The organism is Erythrobacter oryzae, assembly GCF_030271515.1.
GTDB classification, from domain to species: domain Bacteria; phylum Pseudomonadota; class Alphaproteobacteria; order Sphingomonadales; family Sphingomonadaceae; genus Erythrobacter; species Erythrobacter oryzae.
Map to the genome: position 1 here is coordinate 239,177 of NZ_JASCXI010000003.1, position 21,002 is coordinate 260,178.

Genomic DNA, 21,002 nt, shown 5'->3' on the forward strand with positions numbered 1-21,002 from the left:
CCGCGCCTCAGCCCTTGGTGCCGGGCTTCGGGGCGGCGATAGTCTGCGGCTTGCTGGCAGGCACCGGCCGGATCGGCGCGCCCGGCTTGAGGCGCGCGAGCCCCTGCACGATCACCTTGTCGCCCGGCTTCAACCCGCCCGTCACCACCCAGTCGGTGCCGAGCGCCCGCGTGGCCACGACCTTGCGTTCGGCCGCCTTGTTGCCGGCATCGACCACAAACACGCTCGCCTCGCCGCGCGCGTTGCGGGTCAGGGCGGGCTGCGGCACGAGGATCGCGCCCTTGTCCACCGCCTGTTCGAACCGCGCGCGCACGAACATTCCGGGCAGCAGCAGGCCCTGCGGGTTGGGGAAGCGTGCGCGCAGCGTCACCGTGCCGGTGTCGGCGTTGACCATCACCTCGGAAAACTGCACCTGCCCGCGCTGCGGATACTCGCTGCCGTCCTCGAGCAGCAGCCCGACCGACGTGCTCCCCGGAACCGCGCCGCCCTGCGCCAGTGCGCGGCGCAGGGCCAGCAGCTCGGCGCTTGATTGCTGGATGTCGACGAACACCGGATCGACGCCCTGGATCACCGCCAGCGGCTCGGCCTGGTTGCCGGTGACCAGCGCGCCGACGGTGAACAACGAGCGGCCGATGCGGCCGCTGATCGGGGCGGGGACGCGGGTGAACTGGAGGTTGACCCCGGCGGTCTGCACCTGCGCGCGCGCCTGTTTGACCGCGGCCGCGGCCTGCCGCGCGGCGGCCTGTGCGTCGGTGTAATCCTGAAGCGCCACCGCCTGCGCCTCGGCCAGCGGCTTCAGACGCTCGGCGCGCACGCGGGTCGCCTCGGCGTTGGCGAGCGCGCTCGTGAGGTTCGCCTCGGCTTCCGCCGCGGCAGCGCGGTAGAGGCGCGTGTCGATCTCGTAGAGCGTCTGCCCCGCACGCACCACCGCACCCTCGGTGAAAAAGCGGCGGCGGATCAGCCCGGTAACCTGCGGGCGCACTTCCGACATCTCGAAGGCGGCAACCCGCCCGGCCAGTTCGACCGCGACCGGCACGTCAGCCGTTTGCACGGCCACATAGCCGACTTCGGTCGGGCCGGTCTGGCGCGCATCCTTTGATGGCTCGCTTGAGCAGCCGGCAAGCCCAAGGGCTGCCATGGCGGCAAGAGCAAATCGGGTTTCGGGCATGATTTTTCGCAGGAGAGGAAACAGGATGAAGGCTTCTCGTTCTCGGGTTCGGAAACGTGCAGTTGCATGCAGGTACGCAGATAACGTGGGACGGGCCTATTGGGTTTCTCGCACGCCGTCGAGTATTTCGGTCGTCCTGCCGTGAACGGACCTCCATCGCTTTGGAACGTAGCCTGCCACGGATTGCGCGGGCGCGCACCGTCCTGCGGCCAGAAGCCCGGCAGGTCGGAGACCGTCAGGGTCGTGATTCATCTCTTGAAGGCTACCGAGCGTGCCGTATATAAGTCCCGTACTGCAGTACGGCTTCAAGAGGTCAGAATGAAAATCGGCGATCTGGCCCGTGCGGGCGGTGTCTCGGTCGAGACGGTGCGCTTCTACCAGCGCCGCGGGCTGCTGGCGGAGCCGCCGCGGGCCGAGGGTGCGCGGCGCTACACCGAAGCCGATCTCGAACGCCTGCGCTCGATCAAGGCGGCGCAGACCGCGGGCTTCACGCTCGAGGAGATCGCGACGCTGCTCGATCTCGACATGAACGACCGCGCCGCAGCGCGCGCGCTGGCCGAGGCGCGGATCAAGGCGATCGACGAGAAGATCGCGACGCTCAAGGCGATGCGCAGCGCGCTCAAGGCGCTCGCCGCCGATTGCGCGAAGGGCGGCGAGGGGCCTTGCCCGATCCTCGCATCCTTCGCTCCCGCCGCCGATCACGGCGTCCGGAGCAACCTTCGTCGCGCGCGCGGCGTATAGGGCCCGTGACCATGTCCCCGATCTCCCGCCGCGGCTTCGTCCGCGCCGCCGGTGCTGCGGCAGGCTTTGCCGCCATGCCGGCCTGGGCGCAGGGCCATTCGCTCCACGCGACGAAGGGCGGCACGCCGATCCGGGTCGGGTTCGACGAGGTGCGCGGCGCGGTGATCGATCTGGCGGTCGGGCACGGCCCGCGCATGGTGCAGGGGCGCAAGGGGCATGGGGTGGCGGTCAACGGGAGCGTGCCCGGCCCGCTGATCCGGCTGCGCGAGGGGCAGAATGTCCGCCTCAACGTCACCAATCATCTCTCAGAGGACACCTCGATCCACTGGCACGGGCTGCTGGTGCCGTTCCACATGGACGGGGTGCCGGGCATCAGCTTTCCGGGCATCGCGCCGGGACAGACTTTCGCTTACGAGTTTCCGGTCAGGCAATCGGGCACCTATTGGTATCACTCGCATTCGGGGCTTCAGGAGCAGCAGGGGCATTACGGACCGCTGGTGATCGACCCGGCGGGCGCGGAGCCTGCGGAATATGACCGCGACTATATCCTGCTGCTGAGCGAATTCACCCCGCTCCATCCGCACCGGATCATGGACCGGCTGCGCAAGGGCGAGGGCTATTTCAACTACCAGCAGACCGCCTGGGCCGACGATTACCCGCTCTCGGCCGCAGACCGGCGGATGTGGGCCGAAATGCGCATGCCCGCGACCGACATCGCCGATGTGACGGGCTCGACCTACACCTACCTCGCCAACGGGCGCGGGCCGAAGGAGGGGATGGAGTTCGCCTTCAACCCCGGCGAGCGCATCCGCCTGCGCGTCATCAACGGCGCGGCGCAGACCTTCTTCAACCTGCGCATTCCGGGCCTCCCCATGACGGTGATCGCCTCCGACGGCCAGAACGTCGCGCCGGTCGAGGTGGACGAATTCCAGATCGGCACGGCCGAGACCTACGATATCATCATCCAGCCCACCGCCGAGGCCTATACCATCGTCGCGGAGAGCATGGATCGCTCGGGGCTCGCGATCGCCACCCTCGCCAGCCGCCCCGGCGCGCGCGCGGCGATCCCGCCGCCGAGGAAGCCCCCGCTGCTCGATATGGGCGACATGGGGATGAACCATGGTGACGGCGCGCACAGCATGGACGGCATGAAAATGCGCGACACACTGCTGCTGCCGCCCGATGTGACAGTGGGGCCGGGGATCGACATGGTTTCGATGGCTCCGGTCGACAAGCTCGGCGATCCCGGTCTCGGCCTGCGCGATGTGGAGCACCGCGTGCTCAACTACCGGATGCTCGCAGCGCTGGAGCCCAATGCCGACACCCGTGAGCCTTCGCGTCTGCTCGAACTGCACCTCACCGGCAACATGGAGCGCTACATGTGGTCGTTCGACGGCGAGATGTATTCGGCCGTCCACGACAAGCCGATCCGCTTCGCCCATGATGAGCGGGTGCGGGTCAAGCTCGTCAACAACACCATGATGGCGCACCCGATCCACCTGCACGGGATGTTCTTCACGCTGGTGAACGGCGAGAGCCCGGCGCACCAGCCGCGCAAGTCGGTGGTGATCGTCCAGCCGGGCGCGAGCGCGCAGTTCGACCTCACCGCCGACGCGCCGGGCGACTGGGCGTTCCACTGCCACCTGCTCTACCATATGCACGGCGGGATGATGCAGACCGTGACGGTGATGGGGCCGTGAGGACGCTGCTTCCCCTCCTGGTGCTGACCGCCGCCACGCCGCTCGCCGCGCAGGACCCGCACGCGGGCCACGACATGGGTGAGGCCGCCGAACAGGCCGACCCCTCTCCCGGGCCGACAATGGAAACCCCGCCCCCGCCCGAGGCCGGCGAGGGTCCGCCGCGCGCCGCCGACGCCATCTGGGGCGCCGAGGCGATGACGGCCTCGCGCGAAGACCTCAGGAAGATGCACGGCGACTTCCCGGTCTTCTGGTTTCAGGGCGACCGGATCGAGACCCAGATCCGCAACCGTGCGGACACCTACCTGTGGGACATCCAGGGCTATTACGGCGGCCCGACCGATCGCCTGTGGTTCAAGACCGAGGGCGAAGGCGAATGGGGCGACGCGCCCGAGGATGCCGAGCTTCAGGCGCTCTATGCAAAAGCGATCCGCCCCTTCTGGGACATTCAGGCAGGGGTGCGCCACGACATCGCCGGGCCCGACACCACCCACGCCGTGATCGGCATCCAGGGCCTTGCGCCCTACATGTTCGAGGTGGACGCCGCGCTGTTCCTCTCGCACCGCGGCGACCTGACTGCCCGCATCGAGGCCGAGATCGATCAGCGCATCACCCAGCGCCTGATCCTCCAGCCGCGCGTGGAGGCCAACCTGTCGGCGCAGAGCATTCCCCTGCTTGGCATCGGCGCGGGTCTCGACCAGATCGAGGTCGGCGGAAGGCTGCGCTACGAATTGCGGCGCGAATTCGCTCCCTATATCGGCATCGAGCAATCATGGCGCACCGGCGCGGGCGCCGATTTCGCGCGGGCAAGGGGCGAGGGCACTTCGGCCACCAGCCTCATCGCCGGCATCCGTTTCTGGTTCTGACAACACGAAGGACGTTACCCCCCCATGCGCATCCCTGCCCTCATCGCCGCCGCCGCCCTTGGCCTTGCCGCGACCGTCCCCGCCGCGCCGCTGTTGGCGCAGGTGAAGCTCGCCGCCTCGACCCCGGCAGCGGGGGCCAAGGCCAAGGGGACGAAGGTCGTCACCCTCACCTTCTCCGAGAAGCTCAACCCCTCCGACGTCGGCGCGACCATCGTCATGACCGCGATGCCGGGGATGAAGGATCACCCCGAGATGCTGATCCGCAACTTCACCGCAAGCTGGTCGGCCGATGGCAAGACCATGACGCTGACGCTGAAGAAGCCGCTGCCCGCCGGCACCTACGACGTGCGCTGGGAGGCCACCGGGGCCGATCGCCGCGCGACGAAGGGCGTGGTGACCTTCACGGTCAGCTAGTCGCGCGCGCCGCGATCCATTCGTCGACCCGCCGCTCGAGGATCGAGAGCGGCTGCGATCCGCTGGCGATCAGGAGGTCGTGGAAGCCCTTCACATCGAACTTCGCGCCCAGCTTCGCCTCGGCGCGCTTCCTCAGCTCCATGATCTTGAGCATCCCGATCTTGTAGCCGGTCGCCTGTCCGGGGAGCGTGATGTAGCGCCGCACCTCGGAGCGCGAGCGCTCGATCGGCTGGCGGCCGGTCTCGTTCATGTATTTGACCGCCTCGTCCTCAGTCCAGCCGAGGGCATGGATGCCGGTGTCGACCACCAGCCGCGCGGCGCGGAACAGTTCGGCATCGAGGCGCATGAAGTCCGCCGCGATGTCGGGATAGGCGCCCATCTCCTTGCACACGGCCTCGGCATAGAGGCCCCAGCCCTCGCCGAAAGCGACATAACCGGTGACGCTGCGGAACTTCGGCCCGCCCTGCTGGCGCACCTGGATATCGCCCTGCGTGTTATGCCCCGGCACCGCCTCGTGGCACATCAGCGTATACATCGCCGCGGGGTCGGGCACGGTGCCGACGAGGTGCACGTAAGTGCGCGCGGGGCGCTTGCCGTCGGGGCTCGGGGCCGAGGCATGCGCCGCGCCGCCCGCGACTTCGGAGAAGGCCGGCTCGCGCACCACCTCGATCCCGTAGGCGGGCAGTTCGCCGAAATACGCGGGCAGCAGCGTGCGGGTGTGGGCGACGAAGGCGTTGGCGGTGTCGAGATATTCCTTGCGCGCGGCATCGTCATACTGGCGCGGGGGGTAGAGCCGCTTGCGCTCGGCATAGAAGGCGTGGCGGTCGGCGAACCCGGCCTGCCGCGCCAGCGCATCCTGCTCGGCCTCGATCCGCGCGACCTCGGCAAGGCCCGTCGCGTGGATCTCGGCGGCGGTCATGTCGGTGGTGGTGACGAGCTTGAGCTCGCGCTCGTAATAGTCGAGGCCCCCCGGCAGGGTCAGCGCGCCGACCTTGCCGCTGGGCGCGGTGGGCAGGCTCGCCTCGGCCCAGGCGATGATCGCGGCATAGGCGGGCTGGAGCGCGAGGATCGCGGCCTTTGCCTCCGCCAGCAGCGCATCGGCCTCGGTCTGCGGCAGCTTGCCGCCGGCGACCAGCGCTGCGGTCTTGGCCTTCACGTCGGCCCACAGCGCGGCATCGGGGCCATCCCCGAATGGCGCGCCCGAGGTCAGCTTGCGGCTGCCTTCGATGATCGTCTCGAACTGGAAGCGCGGCGGGTTGATCCCCGCCTTCTGGCTCGCCTGCGTCCGCTCGAGCGCGCGCGCCAGCACCTCGGGCATCCCCTTCAACCGGCCGATATAGTTCCTGAGATCGGTCACATCGACGACCGTGTGGGTGTTGATCAGGAAATCGGGCAGCTGGCTGTGCGCCGAATAAAGCCGCGAATAGAACGGTGGGCGATAGATGCGGTTGGCGAGCGCGATCTCGGCCCGCTCCGCCTCGAGCGCCCAGATGTCGTAATTGACCTGCGCGGCGGGCGAGAGCTTCGCGCGGTCGAACTGCGCCTTCATCCGCGCGACGCTGGCCTTGCGCCATTCGACCTCGGCGCGGGCGGCCTCGTCCGAATTGTCGTTCCAGCGATCGCCCCCCTGCTTGATCCCGAGCCGCGTCGCCAGCTGCGGCTGGGTGGCGACATAGCGGCCGAACTCGCCATCGAGGAAGATGGTGAGCCGCATGTCCTCGCTGATCGCCGGGGTCTGGGCCGGGGCAGCGGCGGTTTGGGCGAAGGCGGCGGCAGGCAGGCTCGCGGCGACAAGCGCCGTGGCGAGGCTGAAGGTCAGCGTATTGGTCATTCGGTTTGTCCCCTGAGCGCAGCATGGCTGCGTGAACCGCTTGGGTAGCGGTCAAGGGCGGGTCGATGAACCCCCTTTCGTCGAGCGCCGTGGACGGTTCAGCCGAGCGGCAGGCCGAGCGCCTGCGCCACCGCCGCGATGTGCAGCTTGCCGCCCGAGACGTTGAGCCCCGCCGCCAGATGCGGGTCGCCCGCCATCGCCGCGTCGGCGCCCTTGTTCGCGAGCTTGAGCACGAAAGGCAGCGTCGCATTGCCGAGCGCCATGGTCGAGGTGCGCGCCACCGCGCCGGGCATGTTGGCGACGCAGTAGTGGATCACGCCGTCCACCTCGAACACCGGGTCCTCGTGGGTGGTGGGGTGCGAGGTCTCGAAGCAGCCGCCCTGATCGATCGCGATGTCGACCACCACCGCGCCGGGGCGCATGCTCGCGATCATCGCGCGCGTCACCAGCTTGGGCGCTGCCGCCCCCGGCACCAGCACCGCGCCGATCACGAGGTCGGCCCCCGCCACCGCCTCGGCAATCGCGGAGGCAGAGGAGAAGGCGGTGCGGATCTGGTTGCCGAACTGCGCATCAAGCTCGGCGAGGCGGCGGTTGGAGATGTCGAAGATCGTCACATCGGCGCGCAGGCCGACCGCCATCTGCGCGGCGTTGACCCCCGCCACGCCGCCGCCGATGATCACCACCTTGCCCGGCTCGACGCCCGGCACCCCGCCCAGCAGCACCCCGCGCCCGCCTTGGTGCTTCTCGAGATAATGCGCCCCGCACTGGACGCTCATGCGCCCCGCGACTTCCGACATGGGCTTCAGGAGCGGCAGCGTGCCGTCGGGGGCGGTGACAGTCTCGTAAGCGATGCACGTCGCCCCGCTCGCCATCAGGCCTTCGGTCTGGGGCTTGTCGGCGGCGAGGTGGAGGTAGGTGAACAGCAGGTGGTCGGGGCGCAGCATGGCGATCTCGGGGGCCTGCGGCTCCTTGACCTTGACGATCATCTGCGCGGCCTCGAACACCGCGGGGGCATCCGGCAGGATACGCGCGCCAGCGGCCACGTATGCGGCGTCGGCGAAGTCGACGCCGCCTCCGGCACCCGCCTGCACCACCACCTCGTGGCCCGCCCGCACCAACTCGGCGACCGCCGCGGGGGTGAGGCCGACACGGTATTCGTTGTTCTTGATCTCGGTGGGAACGCCGACGCGCATGGGGGTCTCTCCTGCTCTTTTCTCTCGCGCGCCTTGTAGCAGGTGGGGCGAGCGGGTTCTTCGCAATGATCGGCATGGTGGCGGCAGCAGACGGGAAATTCTTGCATCGAAACACCGCTCGGCGCATGAAATTCCCGCATGGACCGCATCGACCGGAAAATTCTTGATCTGCTCAGGCAAGACTCGCGCCTGACCGGCGAGGCGCTCGGCGAGCGCGTGGGCCTCAGCCCCTCCGCCGCACACCGGCGGGTCAAAGCGCTGGAGGAGATCGGCGCGATCCTCGGCTACCGTGCGCGCCTGTCACGCGCGGCGCGGGGCAACCCCTCGACCGTCTTCGTGCAGGTCACCCTCACCGACCAGCGGCAGGCGACCATGCTCGCCTTCGAGGCCGCGCTCGCCCGGACCGAGCAGGTGGCCGAGGCCTATCTGATGAGCGGCCAGTCGGATTACCTCGTCAAGGTGCTGGTGCGCGACGACGACAGCTACGAGCGCATCCACCGCGAGATCCTCTCCGCGCTCCCCGGTGTGCAGCGGCTGGTGAGCCAGTTCACGATCCGCACCCTCGAAGGCGGCGACTGAAACCGCGCCGCCCGCATCGCGGGGAATATTCGGCGATCACGATACGTTCATGGCAAGACGATGAAAGACGCTCGTCCTGCGCGCGCTAGGTTTGGTCGCAAGCCCCTTGTTTTCTCCGGGGGAACGCCGATCTGGCGTTTCCGGTTCTGTGACAGTTCAGGGTCAGGATTGCAGTAGAAAGTTAGTTTTCCGACGGGTATAGGACCAGCATGGCGACGCCGATCTACGAATTTGCCCAGATCCCGCGGGTCGACCCGGCGGCCAAGGCGCGTGCCCGGGCGCGGCGCGTGCGCGATGCGGGGCAGGCTCCGACGGTCGGCGTGATCTACAATCCGCGCAGCCACCGCAACCTCGGCGCCGATTTCGATTGCGGCGTGTGCCCGCACGTCCACATCGCCCAGCCGCGCGAGCGCGGGCAGCTGCCGCAGGCGCTGACCGAATTCGCGGCGAAAGGCATCGATCTGCTCGTCATCAATGGCGGCGACGGCACGGTGCGCGACGTGCTGACCTGCGGCCAGGCGATCTTCGGCGACGATTGGCCCGCGATCGCGGTGCTCCCCAAGGGCAAGACGAACGCGCTCACCATCGACCTCGGCGTGCCCGAGGACTGGGGGCTGCAGGACGCGATCGAAGCGCTCGATCATGGCACCCGCGTCTATCGCCGTCCGATCACGGTCGCGCGGGCGGAGGAGCCGGGCTCGCGCGTCGCGGGCTTCATCCTCGGCGCGGGCGCCTTCACCAAGTCGATTCAGGCCGGGCAGAGCGCGCACCGCCTCGGCGCGTTCAACTCGATGGTGGTCGGCGTGACCGGCATCTGGGCGCTGCTGCAATCGCTGTTCGCCGGGCGCGGCAATGCCTGGCGCAAGGGTGCGCGCATGGCGATCGGGCTCGGCACGGCGGACGCCCCGATGGAGCACAGCGGCCACGGCGATCCCGCCATGCGCCAGCTGCTGTTCGCCTCGACGCTCGAGAAGCTCCCCGCCGGGATCAAGCCCTTCGGCGCGCTCAAGAACGGGCTGAAGCTCGTGGCGGTCGACCAGATCCCGCGCCGCACCACCGCGCTGGTGCCGCTGGTGCTGATGGGCAAGATGAAGGACGGCCTGCGCGAGCGCGGCATCCATCAGGTCGCCGCGACCCAGTTCAGCCTGTCGATCGACGACCAGTTCATCCTCGATGGCGAGGCCTTCCCGCCGGGCGACTACCGCATCGAGCAGGGGCCGGAGCTCGCCTTTGTAGCACCATGAGCGCCGCCCCATGAGCGCTAGCACGGCGGCGCTTGCCGAGCGGATCGCCGCGCGCCTTGCCACGCCTGTCCAACCCGCCGTCGCCGAATTCGCGCGCGCCCTCGCTGACGCATCGGGCGCCGTCGCGGTGCTGTTCTACGGATCGAACCTGCGCACCGGATCGCTCGAAGGCGTGCTCGATTTCTACCTGCTGCTGCCGGGCAACGAGGAGGCCGCGATCTGGCCGCGGGTGTCCTATCACGAGCGCGGCGCTGACGGCATGACCCTGCGCGCGAAGGTCGCCACGATGCGGCTTTCGACCTTCGCCAGGGCGGCGAGCGGCGAACTCACCGACACCACCATCTGGGCGCGGTTCGTCCAGCCGAGCTGCCTGATCTGGGCTGCCGACGACGCCGTCAGGGCCGAGGTCATCGCGGCTATCGCGTCCGCCGCCACCACCGCCGCGCGCCTCGCCGCCGCACTCGGCCCCGCGAGCGGCACGGCGGAGGACTATTGGCGCGCGCTGTTCCGCGCCACCTACAGCGCCGAATTCCGGGTCGAGAAGAGCGGCCGCGAGAACGATATCCTCTCGGTCAACGCCGAGCATTTCGAGGGGCTATTGCCGCTTGCGCTGGAAGCGGCGGGCATTCCTGCGGGCCACGAAGGCACGACGCTCACCCCGCGTCTCACGCCGGCGGAGCGGGCGCGCATCCTCGGCTGGTGGAAGCGCCGCCGCCGCCTGGGCAAGCCGCTCAACCTGCTGCGCCTCGTCAAGGCGAGCACCACCTTCGAGGGCGCAGCACGCTATGCCGCGTGGAAGATCGAGCGGCACACCGGGATGCCGGTCAAGGTGACCCCGTTCCGCGAGCGCTACCCGCTCTTGGCCGCGCCGCAGGTCTTGTGGGACCTCAGCCAGCACCGCCGCCAGCGGCGCTAACCCTCAGAGATACTGCATCGAGATCGTCATCCGCGTGACCCCTGGCCCCGCGGTGAAGCGGGTCTTGTCGACCGAGGGCGGGCGCGGGACGAGGCCGAGGATCTTCTTGATCCCGGGGTTGTTCGACATCCCCGCACCGTCGGTGGAAATGTCGGTCTGGCGGTTGCCATTGGCGTCATGCTGCACGGCAATGGCGAAGGCGCCGGTCGAAGGCAGCGGCACGCACACCGTCATGCTGCCCGCGCGGGGCTTGGCATCGACCCTCACGACATAGCGCTTGCTCACCAGCCAGTCGGCCTTGGTGGCGGGATAGGCTCGCACGAAGAGATTGCCGTCCGAGGACTTGAGCCCGGTCACGGTGATGTGCACCGCCGGGCCCTTGCCCGCACTGCACTGGCCGAGATCGTTGCTGGCGACGCGCCCGTAGGCATAGCCCTGCGCAGCGACCGGCGCACCGAGCGCGGCCACCAGCGCCAGCGCGGCAACAGCGCGGCGGGGAGAGCGGAGTGAAGAGGGCACAGGAACGGTCATGGCAGGCTCGCAAACTAAGGGCGGCAGAACAGGCGCGCAAGCCAAAGGGGGGAGAGGAGAGGGGCGCGCGCCATCGGGGTTGATCGCCGCTATGGCGCAATCTGCCTGAATTGCGGCTTAATTGACCGGATTTGGCACCGCGCACGCGTCCATGCGGTGGAAAAGCATACAAATCGCCTTGTCGCGCGATTCGCGGGGCCCCTATGTCCGGTAAAGCGTCCCAGAAAGGCTCACGCGCCCGCGCCATGACCACGCCCCTGATTTCCCCCTCGATCCTGTCCGCCGATTTCGCCCGTCTGGGCGAAGAAGTGCGCGCCATCGATGCGGCGGGGGCGGACTGGATTCACATCGACGTGATGGACGGGCATTTCGTGCCCAACATCACCATCGGCCCCGACGTCGTGAAGGCGCTGCGCCCGCACACTGCCAAGCCCTTCGACGTCCACCTGATGATCGCGCCGGTCGATCCCTACCTTCAGGCCTTCGCCGATGCGGGCGCGGACATCATCACCGTCCATCCCGAGGCGGGCCCGCACATCCACCGCACGCTTCAGGCGATCAAGGCGCTCGGCAAGCAGGCGGGGGTCGTCATCAACCCCGGCACGCCCGTGGAGGTGCTCGACAACCTGATGGACCTCGCCGACCTCGTCCTGGTGATGAGCGTCAACCCCGGCTTCGGCGGGCAGAGCTTCATCCCCTCGCAATTGGACAAGATCGCGCGCATCCGCTCGATGATCAACCGCTCGGGCCGCGCGATCCGGCTCGAGGTCGACGGCGGGGTCAATGCCGAGACCGCGCGGCTGTGCGTCGAGGCGGGGGCGGACGTGCTGGTGGCGGGCTCGGCCACCTTCAAGGGCGGGCCCGATCACTACGCCGCCAATATCGCCGCGCTGAAGGGCGCAAGGTAAGTGGCGAGCGTGCTGCGCTCCCCCGCCGCCACCCGCGCCGAGGCGCTGGTCGAGCGAGTGGCGGATGCGCCGGTGCTGCCGCTCGGCAGCGCGCCGGAGCCGGGTGCGGAAGCCGCCCCGCCGCCGGTCGAAGAACCCTCCCGCGCGCTGGCGCTGAGTGACGTCATTGCGGTCAAGTCCGGCCCGGGCGAGGCGCTGATCCGGCTCGCCTATCGCATGGGCATCCCCGGCCACGCCATCGCCGCCCCCTTCCGGCGCCCGCAGGCGGTGCGGGTGACGGCGACGGTCGAGAGCCCCAACCGCGGCGACCGCACCGCGGGCACGGCCCTGCGCGCAGGGCATTTCCTGATCCACGGCGTGCGCCTGCCGATCAGCAGCTTCGATTTCTCGCTGCCCGCGCATCACGCCCCCGGTGTCGAGCGGGTGGTGCATTCCTTCGCTTGGCTCGCCGATCTCGCCGCCTGTGCCTCGCGCGCCGAGGGCGCGGCTGTGGCCGAGCGGATCGCGGGGCTGTGGCTCCACGCCCATAGCGCCCCGGGCAGGGGACCCGCGTGGGAGACCGAGCTGGCAGGCCTCAGGCTGGTTGCCTGGCTGGTCCACGCGCCGCTGATGCTCGGCGGCACCGACAAGGGGCTGAAGGCGCGCCTGCTTGCCGCCATCGCCGAGACCGCGGGCTGGCTCGACAAGCGCGCGCCGAGGGAGCCCGCAGGCCTCGGGCAGGTCGCGGCCTGGGCGGGCGTCGTGGCGGCAGGCCTGCTGCTCCCACATGGCAAGCCGCGGCGGCTGTTCGGCGAGGCCGGGCTGGTCAAGGCGCTGGGCGACATGGTGGGCGAGGATGGCGGCGTGCTGTCGCGCTGCCCCGCCGCACAACTCGACGCGATCCGGCTGCTGACCGATCTCATCGCCTGTTACGAGGCCGCCGAAGTCACCCCGCCGCCTGCGCTCGCCGTGATGCGCGAGCTGCTGGTGCCGCCGCTCCTCGCGCTGCGCCATGGCGATGGGGCGCTGGGGTGCTGGCAGGGGCAGGGAGCCATCGCGGCCGACCGCGTCAACGCCGTGATCGAGGCGAGCGGCGTGCGCACCCGCCCGCTCGCGCAGGCGCAAGGCTGGGGCTACAGCCGCATCAAGGCGGGCGAGACGCTGCTGCAATTCGACACCGCCCCGCCCCCGCGAGCCAAGCACGCGCGCACCGGCTGCGCCTCGACCCTCGCCTTCGAATTGAGCGACGGCCCGCAGCGGATTATCGTCAATTGCGGCGGTTCGGCGCTCGCCGGCGGACAGGTGCCTGCGCGCATCGGGCAGGGCCTGCGCGCCACCGCCGCTTTCTCGACGCTGGTGCTCGACAACGCCAATTCGACCGCGGTGCTGCTTCACGGCAAGCTCGGCAAGGGGGTCGAGACGGTCGATCTCGAGCGCCGCCAGATCGCCCGGCCCGGCCATCGGGAAGCAACCCGGATCGAGGCCGCGCATGATGGCTATGCCGGCCGCTTCGGCCTCAGCCACCAGCGCATCCTCACCCTATCGGGGGACGGCACCGAGCTGGCGGGCGAGGACATCCTTATCCCCACCGCCAAGAACGGCAAGCGCGGCAAGATCGGCTTCGCGATCCGCTTCCACCTGGGGCGCGGGGTCGAAGTGCAGCTTTCCCCCGACAAGCGCGGCGCGAGCCTGCTGCTCCCCGACGGTCGGCTCTGGCAATTCCGTCTGGGCGGCGATAGGGGCGGGGCCGGCGAGATCACCTTGCACGCCGAGGACAGCCTGTGGGTCGACGGCGACGGCCGCCCGCACGCGACCGAGCAGCTGGTGATCGAGGGACTGGCATTGCGCAGTGGGGGACAATTCTCCTGGCGCTTCAAAAAAACGGGGTAGTTTCGAACATGGCCGATGGTGTGATCCGGCGGGCGCTGCTGTCAGTGTCCGACAAGAGCGGTTTGGCGGACCTCGGCCGCGCGCTGGCGGGGCGGGGCGTCGAGCTGGTGAGCACCGGCGGCACCGCCAAGGCCCTGCGCGAGGCGGGCCTCAGCGTGAAAGACGTCTCCGACCTCACCGGTTTCCCCGAGATGATGGACGGGCGGGTGAAGACGCTCCACCCCACGGTTCACGGCGGGCTGCTGGCGCTGCGCGACAACCCTGAGCACGTCGCCGCGATGGAGGCCCACGGGATCGGGGCGATCGATCTGGTGGTGGTCAACCTCTATCCCTTCGAAGCCACGGTGGCGAAGGGTGCGTCCCGCGAAGAGGTTATCGAGAACATCGATATCGGCGGGCCTTCGATGGTGCGCTCGGCGGCGAAGAACCACGGCTTCGTGACGATCCTCACCGATCCCGCCGACTACGCCACGCTGGTCGCCGAGATGGACGCGAATGGCGGCGCGACCACGCAGGCCTTCCGCACCCGCATGGCGGGCAAGGCCTATGCCCGCACGGCAGCCTATGATTCGGCGATCGCGAGCTGGTTCGCCTTCTCGCCCGCCGCTTCGGACGAGCCGACGCTGTTCCCCGAGACGCTCCCGATGGCGCTGAAGCGCGCCGACACGCTGCGCTATGGCGAGAACCCGCACCAGATGGCGGCGATCTATGTCCCGCAGGTGTCGGGCACCGCGAGCGTGCCGCAGGCCAAGCAGTTGCAGGGCAAGGAGCTCAGCTACAACAATCTCAACGACGCCGACGCGGCGCTAGAACTGGCAGCGGAATTCGCCGGGGAGGAGCCTGCGGTCGTCATCGTCAAGCACGCCAACCCCTGCGGCGTGGCGCAGGGCGGCTCGCTGCTTTCCGCGTGGGAAGCGGCGCTGGCCTGCGATAGCGTCTCGGCCTTCGGCGGGATCGTCGCGGTGAACACCGAGCTCGACGCCGCGACCGCTGAGGCGATCAGCGCGATCTTTACCGAGGTGGTGATCGCCCCCTCGGTCTCGGAAGAGGCCAAGGCGATCTTCGCGAAGAAGAAGAACCTGCGCCTGCTCGAATGCGGCGCGCTTCCGAACCCGCGCCGGGGCGGCCTCGCCCTCAAGACCATCGCAGGCGGCGTGCTGATCCAATCGCGCGACAACGGGGCGATCTCTGCGGACGACCTCAAGGTCGTCACCAAGCGCGCCCCGACCGAGCAGGAGCTGAAGGACTGCCTCTTCGCCTGGACGGTCGCGCGCCACGTGAAGTCCAACGCCATCGTCTACGCCAAGGACGGCGCCACCGCCGGGATCGGCGCAGGCCAGATGAACCGCCGCGATTCGGCGCGCATCGCCGCGATCAAGGCCAGGGAAGCCGCCGAAACCCACGGCTGGCCCGCCCCTCGCACTGTCGGCAGCGCGGTCGCCTCCGACGCCTTCTTCCCCTTCGCCGACGGCCTGATCTCCGCCGCCGAAGCGGGCGCGACCGCCGTGATCCAGCCGGGCGGCTCGATCCGCGACGACGAGGTGATCGCCGCCGCTGACGCGGCAGGCCTTGCGATGGTCTTCACCGGGATGCGGCATTTCAGGCATTGATGTTTGCGGGGGCGCCTCCGCGCCCCCGTCCTCGGTGCTGTTCCTCCGCTTCGCTCCGGGCACCTGCGGCTCGCGCGCGTGCGCTCGCGGGCCTGCGGCCCGATAATCCTCCTCGAGCTTGGTCGGAGAGGGGGACCATGCTCAGCATGGTGGAGGGACGAGCGAGGGCACAAAAAATGTCCCCCCTAAGCAATCCCCCGCATTCGTCGCATCCGCCGCACGGCTCGGCCCGCATGCCCCTTAAGCGCAACTATTTTTCGCCGCTTTCGTAACCAGTATAGGGCCGCGACCCTAATAAGGCCTGTCGCCAGTTCATCCCGCCGCAATCCGGCCGCGGGCAAGGAGCGGGCGGAAACTTACGCGATTCACGAGTCCCCCATGCGCCTCCTCTCCTCCGACCTGTTCCGCAATTTCGGCATCGGCTTCGTCCTCGGGGCGGTGCTGATCGTCGGCGCGAACGCGGAAGACTGGAACGCTGCCGTGGCCTCGCCTGCGCAAGCGGCCGAACTGAACGCCACCCCCGGCGTCGTCCCTGCCCCCGCAGCCGAGTTCGTGATCGCGCCCTGATAAGGCCGACCCACATGCACAAATTCGTCGCACTCCTCGCCGCCGGTTCGCTGGCGCTGAGCGCCTGCGCGGGCCCCGCGCTGGCCGAGGAACCCGTCGCCGCCCCCGCCGCCACCCGGCTCGCCAAGGAACCCGCCGGGCTCAAGACCGCAGTCTTCGCCGGCGGCTGCTTCTGGGGCGTCGAGGGCGTGTTCAGCCACGTCAAGGGCGTCAAGAGCGCGGTCTCGGGCTACCACGGCGGCACAAAGCAGAGCGCGACCTACGACCTCGTCTCGAGCGGCGTCACCGATCATGCCGAGGCTGTGCGCATCACCTACGACCCGGCGGTGGTCCGCTATGACCAGCTGCTGCGGATCTTTTTCTCGGTGGTCGCCGACCCGACATTGAAGAACCGGCAGGGCCCGGACGTCGGCACCCAGTATCGCAGCGCGATCGTGCCGATGAGTGCCGAACAGAGCGCGGTCGCCAAGGCCTACCTCGCGCAGCTTGGCAAGTCGGGGCTGTGGTCGAAGCCCATCGCCACGAAGATCGAGCCCTACAAGGCCTTCTACGCGGCAGAAGCCTATCACCAGGACTTCATGTTCGCGAACCCGACGCACGGCTACATCCGGCGCTGGGACGCCCCCAAGGTGGCGGCGCTGAAGCGCATGTACCCGACCTTCTACCGCGCCAGCTTTCTGAAGGACGCGGGGTGACGTATAAGGGGGTGGACAGCACGCTCCACCCCCACTGGCGCTCGCCCCCATCCCTCATTATATTCGCAGACATGGGACAGCACGCGCACAGCCACCACGAACTCGCCGGAGCGGATCTTGTCGCAGAAGCCGCCCGCGCGCTGGTCGCGTCCGGCGAGCAGTGGACCTCGATGCGCGAGGCAGTCTTCGCCGAACTCGCCCGGCACGAGCGGCCAGTCTCGGCCTATGACATCGCCGACAACCTCTCGGCCGCGCGCGGCAAGCGGGTCGCGCCCAACTCAGTCTACCGCATCCTCGACGTGTTCGTCGCGAACAACCTCGCGATGCGGGTCGAGAGCGCCAATGCCTATCTCGCCAACACCCACCCGGGCTGCGCGCATGACTGCATCTTCCTCGTCTGCGACGAATGCGGCGAGGCCGCGCATGTCGACGACGAAGAGGTCAGCCGCGCCGTCCGCGCGATCGCCTCGGGCCGCGGCTTCAAGGCCGAGCGGCCGGTGCTCGAGATCCGCGGGCTGTGCAAGGGCTGCGCCTGAGCCCCCTCACCATCCTTGATCTGCCTCAACCCTACATCGACAGGCCAGACTTACAGGTGTAAGGCCAGCGGTTATGACACAATCGCCTTACACGCCTCTGCTCGATCAGGTTGACACTCCCGACGATCTGCGCCGCCTCAAGCCCGAACAGCTCCGCCAACTCGCCGACGAACTGCGCACCGAGATGATCGATGCGGTCAGCACCTCGGGCGGGCACCTCGGATCGGGCCTCGGCGTGGTCGAGCTGACCGTGGCGATCCACTATGTCTTCAACACGCCCGAGGACAAGCTGGTGTGGGACGTCGGCCACCAGTGCTACCCCCACAAGATCATCACCGGGCGCCGCGACCGTATCCGCACGCTGCGCCAGGGCGGGGGCCTCAGCGGCTTCACCAAGCGGTCCGAGAGCGAATACGACCCCTTCGGCGCGGCGCATTCCTCGACCTCGATCTCGGCGGCGCTGGGCTTTGCCATCGCCAACAAGCTCCAGAACAAGCCGGGCCGCGGGATCGCGGTGATCGGTGACGGCTCGATGAGCGCCGGCATGGCCTATGAGGCGATGAACAACGCCGCGCAGGCGGGCAACCGGCTGATCGTGATCCTCAACGACAACGACATGTCGATCGCGCCCCCGGTGGGCGGGCTTTCGGCCTATCTCGCGCGGATGGTGTCCTCGAGCGAATATCTCGGCATCCGCAGCCTCGCCAGCCGCGCGGTGAAGAAGATGAGCCGCCGCCTGCACGACACCATCGGCAAGGCCGAGGAATTCACCCGCGGCATGGTGACCGGGGGGACTTTGTTCGAGGAACTGGGCTTCTACTACGTCGGCCCGATCGACGGGCATAATCTCGACCACCTGCTCCCCGTGCTGGAGAACGTGCGCGACACCAGCGAAGGCCCGGTGCTGATCCATGTCGTGACTGAGAAGGGCAAGGGCTATGCCCCGGCCGAGAACAGCGCCGACAAGTATCACGGCGTCCCCAAGTTCAACGTCGTCACCGGCGAAAAGGCCAAGAGCGCGCCCAGCGCCCCCGCCTATCAGGACGTGTTCGGTCTGACGCTGGCGAAGCTCGCCGAGACCGACGCGCGCATCTGCGCGATCACCGCCGCCATGCCTTCGGGCACGGGCGTCGACAAGTTCGCCAAGGCTCACCCGGCGCGCACCTTCGATGTCGGCATTGCCGAACAGCACGCGGTGACCTTCGCGGCGGGCTTGGCTGCCGAGGGCATGCGGCCCTTCGCGGCGATTTACTCCACCTTCCTTCAGCGCGCTTACGATCAGGTGGTGCACGATGTGTGCATCCAGAATCTGCCCGTGCGCTTCGCCATCGATCGCGCCGGGCTGGTCGGCGCCGACGGGGCGACCCATGCGGGCAGCTTCGACATCACCTATCTCGCGACCCTGCCCAACATGGTGGTGATGGCCGCCGCCGACGAGGCCGAACTGGTCCACATGACCTACACCGCCGCCGAGTATGACGAAGGCCCCATCGCCTTCCGCTACCCGCGCGGCAACGGCACGGGCGTTCCGCTGCCCGAGGTTCCGGTGAAGCTCGAGATCGGCAAGGGCCGTCTGGTGCGCGAGGGCAGCAAGGTCGCGATCCTCTCGCTGGGCGCGCGCCTGACCGAGGCGCTGAAGGCCGCCGACACGCTCGAGGCCAAGGGGCTTTCAACCACGGTGGCCGACCTGCGCTTCGCCAAGCCGCTCGACGAAGAGCTGATCGCCAAGCTGATGCGCAGTCACGAGGTGATCGTGACGGTCGAGGAAGGCGCCATCGGCGGCCTCGGCGCGCATGTCCTGACTTTCGCGAGCGATAGCGGCCTCACCGACAACGGCCTCAAGGTCCGCACCCTGCGCCTGCCCGATACCTTCATCGATCACGACGATCCGATGAAGCAGTATGACGAGGCCGGTCTCAACGCGCCGCAGATCGTGGACACGGTGCTGAAGGCGCTGAAGCACAACTCGGCGGGGATCGAGACGGGCGAGGAAGCGCGGGCCTAAGCGCCTGTGGGCGAATTGTTCGGCGTTCCCGAGTGGGCGGCGGCAACGGGTTTCGTTGTCGTCGGCCTCGCCATCTGGCTGGGCGCAGGCTTCGTCATGCGGCGTCGCGCCCACTTCCGGGTCGCCAAGCGTCGCCGCAACCCCACCGAGGTGGAATTTCTCGCGGTGATGGCGCAGGACTGCTCTCCGGAAGCCGCGCGCTTCGTGTGGGGGCAGGCGCTGCCCTATGTCGAACCTCGCCTTACGCCGCATCCGGACGATCTGCTGATCGACGATCTGTGTATCGACGGCGACGACATCGACATGGACTGGCCGCAGGTGTGGGCGGATCAGCTCGGCATACCAGAGCGCGATCTGCCCGACTGGCCCAAGGACTGGCCGCTCACCGCGCGCAATTTCGCCCGCTGGTGCGATCTGGCGCGGCCTTGAGGCCCCTTCCCTCGGGGGAAGGGGTTTGGGGATGGGGGTTCGACGCTCGGTAGTGCAGAGCCCCCACCCCCGACCCCTCCCCTAGGGGAGGGGAGAAGCAAGCTCTAGCGCGGCCGGGTGATCCCCACCGTTTCAGGATTGGCGGGCGGTTCGACCGGAACGGCCTCGGCCGGAGCCGGAGCCTCGGACGCCGCGCGGGTCTCGGCCTTCAGCTCCTCGAGCTCCTCCAGCCACATCCGGTCGCGCTCGGAGATCGGCTCGCCCTTCAGTTCGGCGATGTCGCGGCGGCGCTGGGCGAGGTAGGTCTCGCGGCGCAGGCGGTAGGGATCGTCCGAGTTGCGGATGCTGGCGATCTCCTCGTCGAACGCCACCCGCTGGTCGAGGCCGTTGATGACGAAATAGGTCGCGGCATATTCGATCCGGTTGAACGGATCGCCCACCGCCACCGGCAGCAGCAGCTGGTCCAATGTGCTGCCCGCCAGATCGCGCACGCTCGTCGCGCCGGTCACGGGGAGATAGAGGTAGGGCCCCGAGCCGACGCCATAGAAGCCCAGCGTGTTGGCAAAGCCGTTGCGGCGATAGGGCAGCCCTGCGCGCTTCTCCGCCACATCGAACAGCCCGCCCACGCCGAGGGTCGAATTGATCGCCAGCCGCCCCAAGGTCTCGAATGCCTTGCCGACCTTGCCCTGAAGCAGGAAATTGAGCGCGACGCTCGGCTCGCCGAGGTTCCTCACCACATTGCCGAGGCCGTCGCGCACCGGTTCGGGCAGGCCGTCGCGATAGGCATTGGCGACGGGCTCGACCACCGCTTCGTCGACCGCCTGGGTGACGCGGTAGCTCTCCTCGTTGATCGCCTCGGCCGGGTCGCTCTTGGGCGGGCCGACCTCGCCCTCGACGACGATTTCCGTGACCGGCGGCTCCTCACCCTCGGGCGGCTGGTCGGCGGGAGGCTCCTGCGCCGGGGCGAGGCTCCAGCCGATCGGCAGCACGGCGCGGCGTTCGGAGCGCGGACGGACGGGGAGAGCCACCGGCGCGCCGGCCTCTGCGGCGAGGCGGAACACCTCGGGGTCGGGCACGATCTGCGGGGCTTGCACAGTCGGCACAGCCGCGCCCAGCGCCGCGCTCAGCAGCGCAGGCGAGGTTGAAAGCAGCGCTAGTCCGGGCATCGCATTCCTTTCTCCTCGCGCCCTGCCCCCCGGATCG

Annotated in this window: 20 protein-coding genes; 15 read left to right on the forward strand and 5 right to left on the reverse strand. The window is 69.0% G+C overall.

Going from position 1 to position 21,002, the window contains the following annotated elements:
- Positions 1-7: 7 nt before the first annotated feature.
- A complete protein-coding gene (locus tag PFX90_RS10000) occupies positions 8-1,138 on the reverse strand; it encodes an efflux RND transporter periplasmic adaptor subunit (RefSeq protein WP_285712288.1) in 1,131 nt (376 codons plus the stop codon).
- Positions 1,139-1,486: 348 nt separating this feature from the next.
- Here PFX90_RS10000 and PFX90_RS10005 point away from each other — a divergent pair, with 348 nt between their 5' ends.
- From PFX90_RS10005 to PFX90_RS10020, 4 genes are read left to right on the forward strand one after another with little or no spacing between them, the layout of a single operon-like run.
- Positions 1,487-1,909, forward strand: a complete 423-nt coding sequence (locus PFX90_RS10005; protein ID WP_285712289.1) for a MerR family transcriptional regulator — start codon at positions 1,487-1,489, stop codon at positions 1,907-1,909.
- An 11-nt stretch (positions 1,910-1,920) separates the two neighbouring features.
- Positions 1,921-3,609 (forward strand): copper resistance system multicopper oxidase, encoded by a 1,689-nt coding sequence (locus PFX90_RS10010; protein ID WP_285712290.1) that lies wholly within the window; start codon positions 1,921-1,923, stop codon positions 3,607-3,609.
- Positions 3,606-4,472, forward strand: coding sequence for a copper resistance protein B (locus tag PFX90_RS10015; RefSeq protein ID WP_285712291.1), 867 nt, complete (start codon positions 3,606-3,608; stop codon positions 4,470-4,472). The genes PFX90_RS10010 and PFX90_RS10015 overlap by 4 nt, the downstream gene beginning before the upstream one ends.
- Before the next feature lie 24 nt (positions 4,473-4,496).
- Positions 4,497-4,886 (forward strand): copper resistance protein CopC, encoded by a 390-nt coding sequence (locus PFX90_RS10020; RefSeq protein ID WP_285712292.1) that lies wholly within the window; start codon positions 4,497-4,499, stop codon positions 4,884-4,886.
- Here PFX90_RS10020 and PFX90_RS10025 read toward each other — a convergent pair.
- A complete protein-coding gene (locus PFX90_RS10025) occupies positions 4,879-6,717 on the reverse strand; it encodes a DUF885 domain-containing protein (RefSeq protein WP_285712293.1) in 1,839 nt (612 codons plus the stop codon). The two genes, PFX90_RS10020 and PFX90_RS10025, sit on opposite strands and share 8 nt — an antisense overlap.
- A gap of 98 nt (positions 6,718-6,815) precedes the next feature.
- Complete coding sequence (ald, locus tag PFX90_RS10030) at positions 6,816-7,910, reverse strand: alanine dehydrogenase (RefSeq protein ID WP_285712294.1); 1,095 nt, start codon at positions 7,908-7,910, stop codon at positions 6,816-6,818.
- A 138-nt stretch (positions 7,911-8,048) separates the two neighbouring features.
- On the opposite strand from ald, the gene PFX90_RS10035 reads away from it, so the two are divergent.
- The 3 genes from PFX90_RS10035 (at position 8,049) to PFX90_RS10045 (ending at position 10,649) form a co-directional block, all read left to right on the forward strand.
- Positions 8,049-8,489: an Lrp/AsnC family transcriptional regulator gene (locus PFX90_RS10035; protein WP_285712295.1), complete on the forward strand. Its 441-nt coding sequence runs from the start codon at positions 8,049-8,051 to the stop codon at positions 8,487-8,489.
- Between the two features lie 209 nt (positions 8,490-8,698).
- Positions 8,699-9,733, forward strand: a complete 1,035-nt coding sequence (locus PFX90_RS10040) for a diacylglycerol/lipid kinase family protein (RefSeq protein WP_285712297.1) — start codon at positions 8,699-8,701, stop codon at positions 9,731-9,733.
- A gap of 10 nt (positions 9,734-9,743) precedes the next feature.
- The gene (locus PFX90_RS10045) at positions 9,744-10,649 is read left to right on the forward strand and encodes a hypothetical protein (RefSeq protein WP_285712298.1); all 906 of its coding nucleotides are present in this window, start codon (positions 9,744-9,746) and stop codon (positions 10,647-10,649) included.
- Between the two features lie 3 nt (positions 10,650-10,652).
- Here PFX90_RS10045 and PFX90_RS10050 read toward each other — a convergent pair whose 3' ends face one another.
- Positions 10,653-11,168, reverse strand: a complete 516-nt coding sequence (locus tag PFX90_RS10050; RefSeq protein WP_285712299.1) for a DUF2141 domain-containing protein — start codon at positions 11,166-11,168, stop codon at positions 10,653-10,655.
- Positions 11,169-11,425: 257 nt separating this feature from the next.
- Between PFX90_RS10050 and rpe the strand changes: the two genes are divergently transcribed.
- The 8 genes from rpe to PFX90_RS10090 all read left to right on the forward strand — a co-directional run bounded on the left by rpe (position 11,426) and on the right by PFX90_RS10090 (position 19,799).
- Complete coding sequence (gene rpe, locus PFX90_RS10055) at positions 11,426-12,088, forward strand: ribulose-phosphate 3-epimerase (protein ID WP_285712300.1); 663 nt, start codon at positions 11,426-11,428, stop codon at positions 12,086-12,088.
- A complete protein-coding gene (locus PFX90_RS10060; RefSeq protein ID WP_285712301.1) occupies positions 12,089-13,957 on the forward strand; it encodes a heparinase II/III family protein in 1,869 nt (622 codons plus the stop codon).
- Between the two features lie 8 nt (positions 13,958-13,965).
- The gene (gene purH / locus PFX90_RS10065) at positions 13,966-15,567 is read left to right on the forward strand and encodes a bifunctional phosphoribosylaminoimidazolecarboxamide formyltransferase/IMP cyclohydrolase (protein WP_285712302.1); all 1,602 of its coding nucleotides are present in this window, start codon (positions 13,966-13,968) and stop codon (positions 15,565-15,567) included.
- A gap of 378 nt (positions 15,568-15,945) precedes the next feature.
- On the forward strand, positions 15,946-16,134 hold the full coding sequence (locus tag PFX90_RS10070) for a hypothetical protein (protein WP_285712303.1): 189 nt from the start codon (positions 15,946-15,948) through the stop codon (positions 16,132-16,134).
- Positions 16,135-16,148: 14 nt separating this feature from the next.
- Positions 16,149-16,829: a peptide-methionine (S)-S-oxide reductase MsrA gene (gene msrA, locus PFX90_RS10075; protein WP_285712304.1), complete on the forward strand. Its 681-nt coding sequence runs from the start codon at positions 16,149-16,151 to the stop codon at positions 16,827-16,829.
- Positions 16,830-16,900: 71 nt separating this feature from the next.
- Positions 16,901-17,365 carry a Fur family transcriptional regulator gene (locus PFX90_RS10080; protein ID WP_285712305.1) on the forward strand — a complete coding sequence of 155 codons (465 nt, stop codon included), beginning with the start codon at positions 16,901-16,903 and terminating at the stop codon, positions 17,363-17,365.
- Between the two features lie 73 nt (positions 17,366-17,438).
- Positions 17,439-19,370: a 1-deoxy-D-xylulose-5-phosphate synthase gene (gene dxs / locus PFX90_RS10085; protein WP_285712306.1), complete on the forward strand. Its 1,932-nt coding sequence runs from the start codon at positions 17,439-17,441 to the stop codon at positions 19,368-19,370.
- A 6-nt stretch (positions 19,371-19,376) separates the two neighbouring features.
- Positions 19,377-19,799 (forward strand): hypothetical protein, encoded by a 423-nt coding sequence (locus PFX90_RS10090; protein ID WP_285712307.1) that lies wholly within the window; start codon positions 19,377-19,379, stop codon positions 19,797-19,799.
- 104 nt (positions 19,800-19,903) lie between these two features.
- Here PFX90_RS10090 and PFX90_RS10095 read toward each other — a convergent pair whose 3' ends face one another.
- Positions 19,904-20,965, reverse strand: a complete 1,062-nt coding sequence (locus PFX90_RS10095) for an MlaA family lipoprotein (protein WP_285712308.1) — start codon at positions 20,963-20,965, stop codon at positions 19,904-19,906.
- Positions 20,966-21,002: the final 37 nt, after the last annotated feature.

Coding starts and splice junctions, on each gene's coding strand:
- PFX90_RS10000 (WP_285712288.1), bottom strand. CDS start 1,138: ATGGCAGCCCTTGGGCTTGCCGGCTGCTCAAGCGAGCCATCAAAGGAT.
- PFX90_RS10005 (WP_285712289.1), top strand. CDS start 1,487: ATGAAAATCGGCGATCTGGCCCGTGCGGGCGGTGTCTCGGTCGAGACG.
- PFX90_RS10010 (WP_285712290.1), top strand. CDS start 1,921: ATGTCCCCGATCTCCCGCCGCGGCTTCGTCCGCGCCGCCGGTGCTGCG.
- PFX90_RS10020 (WP_285712292.1), top strand. CDS start 4,497: ATGCGCATCCCTGCCCTCATCGCCGCCGCCGCCCTTGGCCTTGCCGCG.
- PFX90_RS10025 (WP_285712293.1), bottom strand. CDS start 6,717: ATGACCAATACGCTGACCTTCAGCCTCGCCACGGCGCTTGTCGCCGCG.
- ald (WP_285712294.1), bottom strand. CDS start 7,910: ATGCGCGTCGGCGTTCCCACCGAGATCAAGAACAACGAATACCGTGTC.
- PFX90_RS10035 (WP_285712295.1), top strand. CDS start 8,049: ATGGACCGCATCGACCGGAAAATTCTTGATCTGCTCAGGCAAGACTCG.
- PFX90_RS10040 (WP_285712297.1), top strand. CDS start 8,699: ATGGCGACGCCGATCTACGAATTTGCCCAGATCCCGCGGGTCGACCCG.
- PFX90_RS10045 (WP_285712298.1), top strand. CDS start 9,744: ATGAGCGCTAGCACGGCGGCGCTTGCCGAGCGGATCGCCGCGCGCCTT.
- rpe (WP_285712300.1), top strand. CDS start 11,426: ATGACCACGCCCCTGATTTCCCCCTCGATCCTGTCCGCCGATTTCGCC.
- purH (WP_285712302.1), top strand. CDS start 13,966: ATGGCCGATGGTGTGATCCGGCGGGCGCTGCTGTCAGTGTCCGACAAG.
- PFX90_RS10070 (WP_285712303.1), top strand. CDS start 15,946: ATGCGCCTCCTCTCCTCCGACCTGTTCCGCAATTTCGGCATCGGCTTC.
- msrA (WP_285712304.1), top strand. CDS start 16,149: ATGCACAAATTCGTCGCACTCCTCGCCGCCGGTTCGCTGGCGCTGAGC.
- PFX90_RS10080 (WP_285712305.1), top strand. CDS start 16,901: ATGGGACAGCACGCGCACAGCCACCACGAACTCGCCGGAGCGGATCTT.
- dxs (WP_285712306.1), top strand. CDS start 17,439: ATGACACAATCGCCTTACACGCCTCTGCTCGATCAGGTTGACACTCCC.
- PFX90_RS10095 (WP_285712308.1), bottom strand. CDS start 20,965: ATGCCCGGACTAGCGCTGCTTTCAACCTCGCCTGCGCTGCTGAGCGCG.